Raw genomic sequence first — 6,872 nt, forward strand, 5'->3', positions numbered from 1 at the left:
AGAGGCGAAACCATACTTTACTTTACAAACTTTGAGAATCTGCGTCCGATTTAGCTGTTGCGTTGAGCTAGAGCAGGTGGCACAGGCTCTAGGTCTTTTTGCCTGGAAGGAAGTTGAGTCGCTTCCTTTGTGCCTTATGTTCTTAAGATAACACCGTTGTCGGGACTCGATCGACCTTGTAATTAAAGTTTACATTTATTGATTTTTAGTAAAAATTGCTGTTACAAAACTATGGGAATTATGAATTATGAATTATGAATTATGAATTGGGAAGTGGGGGAATTATGAATTATGAATTATGAATTATGAATTGGGGAAGTGGGGGAAATGGGGGAATTATGAATTGGGGAAGTGGGGGAAATGGGGAAGCTGTCTCATCACCCTATCTCCTGACTCCTATCTCCTGACTCCTATCTCCTGACTCCTGATTAGGGACTGAATCTCCTCTTTGTAGGCAAAAGGAGCGCGACTGAGAGCCTCTTGAAAGAGGGGTTGAGCCTCTTGATTTTTGCCCTGTTCTTTTAGTACGATCGCAGCCGCTAAAATCGGTCGGAAATCGTTAACATCCATCTGTTGAGCTTGTTTATAGGCGTTTAAAGCTTCTGGATAATTTTGCTGCTCGAAATAGATTTTGCCTAAAAGTAACTGAACGGAAACGATATCGATTAAACTAGCCGAATTATTGGGATCGGAACCAGCTTTTAAAGCGCGATCGATCGTGTCTTTGACCAGACTAATCGCCTCGATAGAGCGGTTTTGGCTGAGAAATAAATTAGTTAATCCAGTTAAGGCCCGCAGATCTTGGGGTTGGGAGGCCAAAAGGGCGCGATAACTGCCTGTGGCTCCTGCATAATCCTCTATTTGCTGTTTCGCTTCCGCCAAAAGTAGTAGATAATCGGATTGTTGGGGGTTAAGTTGCGCTAATTTTTCTAAAGGTTCGATCGCTTGCTTTAAATCGCCCTGCTGTAAGCGAGTATCTAATAATCCCCGCAAAGCCGTCTGATTATCGGGTTCACGCTCTAAAACCATCTGATAACCCAGTGCTTGACTGGCTAATTCCTCTTGTTTCACTGCGGACAGATGACTCTGTCCCGAGGAGTGCCGACTCTGGAGAACAGAAGTCAATAGTGGCATAGTCGAGAAAGACAGCAAAGCAAATAACATCAGGACGAGACCGATGGACAGCCAACGACGGTTAGAGAGAGAAGCTTTCATAGACTGGGGTGCGAGGGGACAGACAAGAAAATGTTATAGAAGTCTGGAGATTTGATTAGGGGATCAATCGAATTCTCCGCTCTTTATTGAGTACAATGGGCAAACGGTCAAGACTCAAAAGGGTTTTGACGAGGTTGACAGTCAAAAGATCATGGTTCTTAATATACTAGATGCCAGTAGAGTCGCCCTAGAGGGTTATTGTAACCCCCCATATCGCGCTTTTGACTTGCTTGATTACTAATTTACTGTGTGTCTCCGCCGCTAGGAGTGTGATATGAATCGTCCTGGGAATCGGTTTACCGAATCACCGAAAACCCCCCCGACTCCTGAAGTGGAAATTCAGGAAGTCTCCGTTGAATCCCCCAATACCGAGGCTGATTTAGCCGTAGAGTCAGCCACCCCCGAAGAAGTCAAACGTCAACAACCGATCCCCCCTCCCAGTCATCTGCGGCAGTATCGGGCGATCGGTCTCGTCTATGGTCATTATCAGCGATCGGAGGAACAATTAACTAAAGGCAATATTTTAACTGCCGATGGTACTCTGATCGATTCTGTGATTCTCGGCCGGGTGATCAGTTTGGTTAAAAATCATCTCGATCTGGAAAAACCCCATCTTTGGGTGGTTTACCCGCGTACCCGTCAGGAAAATGATGCCCTTCATGTTCAGATTGTCGGTGTTTGGGAACCAGAAACCCTGAAAAAAGAGGATGATCAAGAGATAGAGCCACTCCTCGCTTCTACCCCGGGTTATTTTTCGATTCGAGGTGAAGTCATCTTTACTGAACGGGAAAATCAAGCGGTAGTGGTCAAAATCCGACAAATGCCCAAAACCGAAGCGGACAAACCCAAGTTTTTTAAACTAAAATTGCGCGGCACTTTGCCAGGTAAACCGGTCAGTCGTTTTTGGGATTTTCAGGTGCAACTTAAAGGGGATGCCTTAACTATTTTGGAAGGTTTGGACCTCGGTTTTGCCAGCAAGAAAAAACCCATGGGTAAGGGTGGTTTTAAAAAGCCTTTTGATAAAAATCGTCATCCCTCGGCCGATAGATATTCTCGACCGGAAGGGGAAGGAGAAAAGCGACCTTTTACCCCAGGACAATCCCCTATCCCTCGGCCTTCCCGCCCCAAACCCCTATCGGAAAACTAATTTTTTTCTAGGATGGGTGCAGAACCCATCCCTAGGTTTACAGGTTTTTTTCAGGAGTTAGTTGCTCCTTAGTATCTGGGAATACGAGCGCGGATTCTATAACTATAACCTGTTCCCAAAATCTCGGTGATAAAAACTGCTAACTGAGTGCCTAAAATCGCTTCATCGGCAGAACTAAAAGATTTATAATCTTCTATTAACCATTCTTGACCACCATTAACTAGAGTACATCTAAATGTACCAAGAGCTTCGGCGATTTCTGTATGTTCTGTATAGTTTCTCGTTTTTACTTCCCCCGCACTATCTGCCCTCAAACATAATTGATTAAGTTCTGAATGAAATTTGGCAGGAATTTTGTCTAAATCACCCCCTTTAGTCACCCAATGCACAAAAAGATGAAAAGACCAAGGAAGATTGAGATAAACTAGATAACATAAAACCAGAATGATTGTTAAATATAAGGAGGAAGTCAGGAATTTATCATATTTCCTTTTTCGGGATCGATTTAGACGTTTGGCTAGATCTACCTTTGATTTTTTCATAAATTTTAATGGGACAAAAGTAATTCGTAAAAAGTAAGATGTATAAAAAAATTCTGCGTTTTGCTCCGATTATCCTGTCCTTGAGTTTATTTATTCTAGCGGTCTGGGCAATTAGTCAAGAATTTAAACACTACACTTTTGCCCAACTGTTGGCTAGTTTGGATCATATTACCACAAGTCATAAACTAGAAGCTATTTTTTGGATGGCCTTGGGTTATTTGTCGATGACGGGTTATGATCGCCTAGGTTTTTATTATATTAATCATCCCTTAGCTTTAGGCACTATTATCCGTACTGCTTTTATCAGTTATGCTCTTGGTAATACCATTGGTTTAACCTTATTTTCTGGAACTGCGATCCGTTATCGTTTCTATACTCCTGCGGGGGTGGGGGTGGTGGATATTGCCAAAGTCATCACTTTTACCCATTTAAGCTTTTGGTTAGGAATGTTAGGGATTGGTGGTGTAAGTTTCCTCCTCGATCCCCAACGGATTCCTCAACTTTTAAAATTACCTTTTTTAACTACCAAACCTTTAGGAGTAATTTTTTTATTGCTGGTTACGGGATATTTTTTCTTGACTCTCACCTATAAAAAACCGATAAAAATCGGCAAAGAAAATATCTATTTACCCTCTTGGACTCTTTCCCTGGCTTTGATTTTGTTGACTTTTATTGATTGGATATTAGCCGCTAGAGTTCTATATCTTCTACTCCCAGACAACTATAATACTTCGTTTTTAGGATTTTTCGGTCTCTACGTATTTGCCATGACGGCAGGGGTATTAAGCAATGTGCCGGGGGGAGTAGGTGTTTTTGAGTTTATCATGCTGAGATTACGTCCCGAATATGTATCTAATGCCGAGCTTTTAGGTTCTTTAATCGCCTATCGAGCTATTTATTATTTGCTGCCTTTAATTGTCGCTTTTGTCTGGTTGTTGGGTTACGAAGCTCGCAGAAAATAAAGCCCGCCAATTAGCTTAAACGGACAAAAAAAGTCCCCATACCGTCATAGCTGGGGAGCATCAATCTAGTAGGCTAAAGTTTCTAAAGTTTCGCGTAGATAGGAACAAATGCGAGCATCAGCATCGTCTCTATTTTTACCTGATTCTAGTTGTTCTTGCTGCCAACGCCGAAAACCCGAACTAGCGGCGATGGCTTGTTTTAAATGCTCCCAAGTGTGATGCTCTTTGTGAAATGGGGTGTCAGAAAATGTGGTGGAGTTGCCCATCTTTACCTCTGGTGGTAGGGTTGCACCTTTTAACATAACTTAAAAATCGCTGAAAATTCTGATAACTGGGACACAATTAGCCAGAAAAAGGTGTTGCCTAGGGGGAAAGCTTCGGGGATGCCAACACCTTTTTTGAGGGAATCTAGCGGATTTTTAGGAGATTTTGCTGGTTTCTGCCGCTTCTTCTGCCTCCACTGCCGCATTTAAAGCGACGGGGGGAATGGGGATAGAAAATACCGCCGGCAGGTTAGCGGTGGCATCTTCGGGAGGCTGCCCGGAGTGAAAACGACGGTAGGTTAAAACACCAGCTACGGTGATTGCTCCCGTAGCACCGGCAACCCCTAAAATAAGTTTGTTAGCATCCACAGGGAGGGTGTGATTGCTGCCAAAAATGCTTTTACCTTTAGCGAAAGGACAAGCGGAGGCGCTGCCAGCATCAAGAGTACCTAAAACAATGCCACTGACGAGGGTAGCACTAACGGCGATGGAGGTGAAAAAAGTTTTCTTCATAATTGCCTTGGGGATAGGTTGTCAATAGCGATTATCCTTGCATTATAGATATCTAAATCACAATTGTCTATTTTATTTCTGTTGGTGACATTGAAATAATTTTGTTTAAGAATAATGAATTATCAATATCGTGTCGGGGGTAGTCTTGCCTATAACCATCCTACCTATATCGAGAGAAATGCCGATCAAGAACTGTTAACGGCGTTAAAAAATGGTCAATTTTGCTACATTTTTAACTGTCGTCAGATGGGCAAATCCAGTTTAAGGGTACGAGTGACCCATATTTTACAGCAATTGGGCATGGATTGCGCGTCCGTAGATATAACCAGTATTGGTAGCAATGATAATTTATCCCAATGGTATAACGGGGTGATTACCCGTTTGTTTTTAGGATTTAATCTGACGGGAAAAATTAATCTTAAATCCTGGTTGCGCGAGCGAGAGGATTTACCTCCCGTGCAGCGTTTGGGACAATTTATTGAGGAAGTTTTATTAGTTTATTGTCGGGGAGAAAAAATATATATTTTTATTGACGAGATTGATAAAATTCTCAGTTTACAGTTTTCTCTAGATGACTTTTTTTCCCTGATTCGTTATTGTTATAACCAAAGAGCGGAAAATTCCCAGTATGAAAGAATTACTTTTGCTTTATTCGGTGTTGCTACCCCAGCAGATTTAATTCGCGAAAAGACCCAAACATCTTTTAATATCGGCCAGGCGATCGAATTAACGGGATTTAATCTGGCAGAAATTGCTCCTTTAGCCGCGGGATTATCCAGTCAAAGTAATTATCAACCCGACTGGTTAGAAAAAGTTATTTTTTGGACGGGAGGACAGCCATTTTTAACCCAGAAAATCTGTCAGCTATTGCGGGAAACTAATTTAGATATTGAGACGCTGATCAAAGAGAGAGTTATTAATAATTGGGAATCTCATGATGAACCAGTTCATCTGCGAACTATTGCTGATCGCTTGTTAAGAAATCAAGACAAAGCGGGTCGTTTGTTAAGCATCTATCAACAAATTTTAGAAAAGGGTGCAATCGCGTATGATGATAGTCCAGAACAAGGGGAATTAAGGTTATCGGGGTTAGTAGTAAAAAAGGATAATAAGTTAGTAGTTTATAATCCTATTTATCGAGAAATATTTAATCTTAATTGGGTGGAAAAACAATTAGAGCAATTGCGTCCCTACTCAGAAGCACTTGCCGCCTGGCAACAGTCTAATTATACCGATGAATCGCGGCTTTTACGCGGAAAAGCTTTAAATAATGCCCTCGATTGGTCTCAGGGTAAAAGCTTAAGTAATCTTGATTATCAGTTTTTAACTGCTAGTCAAAATCTCGACAAAAGAGAGGCAGAAATTAGCCTAGAAACTCAGAAGCAAGCTAATAAAATTTTAGCAATCGCTCACAAAAAAGCTACGAAAAGAATTCAAATTGGCTCGGTAATTTTAATTGCTTCTCTCCTGGGTTCTTTCTTCGCTTTTATTCAGGTAAAACAAGCGTGGCAGCAAGTAGAAAGCGCTAAATTAGGTATTCAACTACAGCGCAATGGTGACAGTTATTGGCAACAATTTCAATTTGAAGAACTAGAATCTTTAATTGCGGCTATGCAAGCAGTAAATAGTTTAAAAAACATCGTTACTGATGACCAAACCCTGGGTAAATATCCTGCTACCAGTCCAATTATTACCCTACAACAAATTTTAGATCGCATTCAAGAAAAAAACCAACTGCAAGGACACTGGGGAACTATTTATAGTGTTAGTATTAGTCCCGATGGTCAAAAAATCGCCACTGCTTCCCAAGATGGGACGGTAAAAATTTGGAATCAAAAAGGTGATAATATTCAAACTTTGACAGGTCATCAAGGAGCAGTTTATAGTGTTAGTTTTAGTCCCGATGGTCAAAAAATCGCCACTGCTTCCGAAGATAAAACCGCCAAAATTTGGAACTTGCAAGGACAAAATTTAGTCACCTATCCTGACCATCAAGAATCAGTTTATAGTGTTAGTTTTAGTCCCGATGGTCAAAAAATTGTGACTACTTCCAGGGATAAAACCGCTAGATTATGGAATTTATCAGGTGAAACTTTACAGGTATTTAAGGGACATAAAAGATCGATAGATGCAGCTAGTTTTAGTCCCGATGGTCAAAAAATTGCCACCGCTTCCCGGGATGGTACGATTAAAATCTGGGATTTATCAGGTAAAATTATCTTGAGTTTAG

7 protein-coding genes are annotated in these 6,872 nt (G+C 41.3%); 3 read left to right on the forward strand and 4 right to left on the reverse strand.

Annotated features, from left to right (window positions below):
- Positions 1-396: 396 nt before the first annotated feature.
- On the reverse strand, positions 397-1,215 hold the full coding sequence (locus PX484_RS22205) for a tetratricopeptide repeat protein (protein WP_287766596.1): 819 nt from the start codon (positions 1,213-1,215) through the stop codon (positions 397-399).
- Between the two features lie 274 nt (positions 1,216-1,489).
- Between PX484_RS22205 and patR the strand changes: the two genes are divergently transcribed.
- Complete coding sequence (gene patR, locus PX484_RS22210; RefSeq protein ID WP_004268060.1) at positions 1,490-2,362, forward strand: heterocyst master regulator PatR; 873 nt, start codon at positions 1,490-1,492, stop codon at positions 2,360-2,362.
- A gap of 68 nt (positions 2,363-2,430) precedes the next feature.
- Here the strand turns inward: patR and PX484_RS22215 are convergent, their stop codons facing one another.
- Complete coding sequence (locus PX484_RS22215; RefSeq protein WP_004268058.1) at positions 2,431-2,904, reverse strand: hypothetical protein; 474 nt, start codon at positions 2,902-2,904, stop codon at positions 2,431-2,433.
- 38 nt (positions 2,905-2,942) lie between these two features.
- Here PX484_RS22215 and PX484_RS22220 point away from each other — a divergent pair, with 38 nt between their 5' ends.
- Positions 2,943-3,866, forward strand: coding sequence for a lysylphosphatidylglycerol synthase domain-containing protein (locus PX484_RS22220; protein ID WP_287766597.1), 924 nt, complete (start codon positions 2,943-2,945; stop codon positions 3,864-3,866).
- Positions 3,867-3,931: 65 nt separating this feature from the next.
- Here the strand turns inward: PX484_RS22220 and PX484_RS22225 are convergent, their stop codons facing one another.
- Positions 3,932-4,168, reverse strand: a complete 237-nt coding sequence (locus PX484_RS22225; RefSeq protein WP_004268050.1) for a hypothetical protein — start codon at positions 4,166-4,168, stop codon at positions 3,932-3,934.
- Between the two features lie 117 nt (positions 4,169-4,285).
- A complete protein-coding gene (locus PX484_RS22230; protein WP_004268049.1) occupies positions 4,286-4,642 on the reverse strand; it encodes a hypothetical protein in 357 nt (118 codons plus the stop codon).
- A 114-nt stretch (positions 4,643-4,756) separates the two neighbouring features.
- Between PX484_RS22230 and PX484_RS22235 the strand changes: the two genes are divergently transcribed.
- Positions 4,757-6,872, forward strand: a 2,116-nt coding sequence (locus tag PX484_RS22235; RefSeq protein WP_288105525.1) for an AAA-like domain-containing protein, incomplete at its 3' end; no start/stop codon positions are given.

Origin of the sequence: Microcystis sp. M49636_WE2 (assembly GCF_030065375.1) — a bacterium.
In the GTDB taxonomy this organism is placed as follows: Bacteria; Cyanobacteriota; Cyanobacteriia; order Cyanobacteriales; family Microcystaceae; genus Microcystis; species Microcystis aeruginosa_C.

What these genes read in the sequence shown, in the direction of transcription:
- PX484_RS22205 (WP_287766596.1), bottom strand. Translation starts at nt 1,215, where the DNA reads ATGAAAGCTTCTCTCTCTAACCGTCGTTGGCTGTCCATCGGTCTCGTC.
- patR (WP_004268060.1), top strand. Translation starts at nt 1,490, where the DNA reads ATGAATCGTCCTGGGAATCGGTTTACCGAATCACCGAAAACCCCCCCG.
- PX484_RS22215 (WP_004268058.1), bottom strand. Translation starts at nt 2,904, where the DNA reads ATGAAAAAATCAAAGGTAGATCTAGCCAAACGTCTAAATCGATCCCGA.
- PX484_RS22220 (WP_287766597.1), top strand. Translation starts at nt 2,943, where the DNA reads ATGTATAAAAAAATTCTGCGTTTTGCTCCGATTATCCTGTCCTTGAGT.
- PX484_RS22225 (WP_004268050.1), bottom strand. Translation starts at nt 4,168, where the DNA reads ATGTTAAAAGGTGCAACCCTACCACCAGAGGTAAAGATGGGCAACTCC.
- PX484_RS22230 (WP_004268049.1), bottom strand. Translation starts at nt 4,642, where the DNA reads ATGAAGAAAACTTTTTTCACCTCCATCGCCGTTAGTGCTACCCTCGTC.